2 protein-coding genes are annotated in these 3,099 nt (G+C 66.7%); both read right to left on the reverse strand.

Annotated features, from left to right (window positions below; translation table 11 throughout):
• A partial coding sequence (locus ABZZ22_RS26915; protein ID WP_354938619.1) for a hypothetical protein occupies nt 1–813 on the reverse strand: 813 nt, incomplete at its 3' end.
• Nucleotides 813–3,099 (reverse strand): hypothetical protein (locus tag ABZZ22_RS26920; RefSeq protein ID WP_354938622.1); only part of this gene is annotated, 2,287 nt, incomplete at its 5' end. The genes ABZZ22_RS26920 and ABZZ22_RS26915, both read right to left, overlap by 1 nt.

The raw sequence follows: 3,099 nt of genomic DNA on the forward strand, positions 1-3,099 counted from the left end.
GCCCTCCAGGATGTCCATCCACGTGCCGCCAGACGCCGTCATGTCCGCGTACGTCGGCCACGTCTCGGCCACCCGGCACCAGTTTGCGCACACCGTCCCCTGGATCGGACCCGCCCCCGCGTCATCCACCACCGTCACCGGCGCCGCCCACAAACGGTGCGGCCACCGCTGGTCAATCGGATCCGCCAGGTACCCCTCGACGAGGTCACCCGGCTGCACCGTGTACGGCTCCCACCCATACGCCGCGGGCGCCGTGATCTGGAGCGGACCGCCCCAGGTAAACAGATCGCGCACAGCCAGACGGGCAGCGTTCGTCTTGGTCAGGAACCGGATGCTGGAGTCGAGGTTCTTGCGCCGTCCGTACACGTCGGCCGGGGTCTCAGAGTCGAACCGGTCGAACAGGCCAGCATCGGCCCGGCGGACCTTCTCGCCCCAGCCGCCCCACACGAACGGCTCTCCGCCCGTCCCGCAGGCCGCGGCGTTCAGGGCCTCCGCCGAGGCGCAGAACCCGAACGTCAGGTTTGCCCACGGGCGCAGCGGGTCACGGACACACACGACGTCACCCGCAGCAGGTGGGGTGATCGGGCCCTGCGTGATGACCTGGTTGCCGGGCTGGGCGGTCCACCGGTACCAGGTGGGGACACCGTCGGAGGGCGTGGTGTCGTAGGTGGCACCGACCTGCCCCGTGAGGGCGACCTCGCGCATGAACGTCCACGGGCCCAGCGCGGAGGACGCCGACTCCAGGATGGCGGTCGTCTGCGTGCCCGGCGCGGCAGTGAAGTCCGCGGTGAGGAAGAGCGGTTCGCAAGCCATCAGTACCTGAATCCCTGCACGTAGACGCGGTTTCGACGGGTGTTGGCCGTGGCCACTCGACCGTCCACATAGGAGGCGAGCAGCTGGTTGCCGAGGTACACGTTCACTGGGGCCACTCCTCCGCCGGGGCCCAGGGGTGTGATGCCTACCGGGCCCACCGCGCCGAACCCGGAAGGCGGCTTGAGCTTGGCGGCATGGGCGAGGTTGTTCACCTGTTTCCGCACGTCAGGCAACATGCTCTCCAGGCCGATGATGAACCCTCGGCCGGTGTCCTCACCGATGGCCATCATGACGCGGGACGGGGACTGGATGTCGAGAGCGCCCTTGATGGTGCTGACCACCTCATTGGCCAGACTGGACGCCAGGCCGAGCACGTTGGGAATCATCGAGCGGATACCGCTGATGAGTCCGCCGATCAGGTCCTGACCGATCCGGAAGAACTCATTGAGCACCCCGTTGAAAGCGTCGCGAATTCCGAATGCCAGGTCGAACATGTACTTGATGACCTTGGCGGTCAACTGCTGCACGCCGACGACGAACTGGTTGACTTTCGACAGGGTCTTGACGACCAGATTGTCGCCGAACCGCAGCAGCGACGAGCTGGTCTCAGCCGTCATGTTCTCGATCGAATCGCCGACCTGCGGCGTCTTCGTCACCACGTCCACGACAAACCGGTCGATCTGATACTTCAGCGGGCTCAGGTTGTCCCGGAACCACCGCAGCGCCGGCACGACCACCCGGTCGATGATGATTGCCAGACCACTGAAGATGATGCCAAGCGCCTCCAGCGCGCCACCTGTTATCCCGGCCGCATACGGCAGGGCAATGGCCAGCAACTCCGCCAGCTCCATGACCAGCGGCGCCGACATCTCCAAGAACTTCATCACATGCGGCGCCACCTCCACGATGAACTCGCGGAACGCCGGCGCGATCAGCTCAATGGCCGGAGCCAGGATCTTCAACGCCTCAGTGAGCAGCGGAAGCAACGCGGTAACCAGCGTGCCGACCGTAAGCGAAAGTTCCTTGAGAATGGACTGGAACTCTTCGCTCTCTGTCAAATCCTCGAACGCCTGCGAGATCTTCTCCAGCGTGTCGAACAGGCCGCCACCGTCCTGAGTCAGACCGCCAAAGATGTTGCCGACTCCGCTAGCGAAATTGCCGACAATCCGGCCAAGCTGTACGAAGGTATCGACGGCCTTGTCGATCAGCTTCTCCAGCTCACCCGACTCGAAGGCCGCGTTCAGCTTCTCTGCGATCCGCAGCGACGCCGCATCCACCGCCTTCGTAATGCGGTTCATCGCAGGCGCCGAAGCAGCCGCCAGCAGACCGAAGCCGGTCAGCGCTCTCGCGGGTACCTCCTCCAGGTTCTGGAGGCTCTTCGTTGCGCCAGTCAAAGCCCGCCCGAGGACACCGCGTTCGGAGATCTGAGCGGCCGCGATACCCGCGTTCTTGCCCACCCTGTTCAGGGAGTCAGCAGTGTTGTTCAGGGCCCGTGTGACCTGTGGTCCGACCCGCTGGGCCAGCCCCCGCAGGATCTCATCGAAGTCCTTGAAGACCCTGTTCTGCACGCCCAGCTGTACGGCCTTCAGCTCGCGGCGCATCGTGTGGATCTCGTCGGCGAACTTGGCCGCCTCCGGGGCCAGCTTCTCCAGCGACTTGTGAAAGTCCTCGACCGACACGTCCGGGTCGAATGCGTCGCTGATCGCGTCCTCGACACCGACCATCGCGAGTTTCACGGTGCCGGCGGTGAGCCGCATGGTGAGCATGCCGGACGTGGCGACAGCGGCGGCGGGGGCGATCTGCTGGATGGCTGCGGCCAGGGCCGCGGCGGCCGGGACGAGGGCACCAACGGCGCCGCCAAGAGCGCCAACACGACCGACGAGCGGGGCGATCGATGCGGCCGACGAACCCGCACTCCGGCCGAGGCGCAGCAGGGACGAGCCGAGCCGGTTGACGCGGCCCTCCCAGTCCCGATCCACCTCGACCTCAACCTCGACCGGGTCGGTGGTGCGGTTGAGGGTGGCGACGACGGCGTCGATGCCGGTGCGGAGGCTGGCGAGTGACCCGCGGTCGAGGCGTGCCTCGACGGTGACCTCGGGAGCGCCGTTCTCTACGGCGGCGACCGCGCGGCCGATGGACGCGTCGAGCTCGCGGATGCTGCGCCGCTGGTCGAGGACCGCGGTGAGGTCGATCGTGTTGTTGGGGTCGGCCTCGGCTGCGGAGACGACGCGGCCGAGCGCGGCATCGAGGGTGCGCAGGGTGTTGCGGGCGTTGAGTCCCGCCTCC

This window comes from Nocardioides sp. NPDC006273 (assembly GCF_040613495.1).
Taxonomy (GTDB): Bacteria; Actinomycetota; Actinomycetes; order Propionibacteriales; family Nocardioidaceae; genus Nocardioides.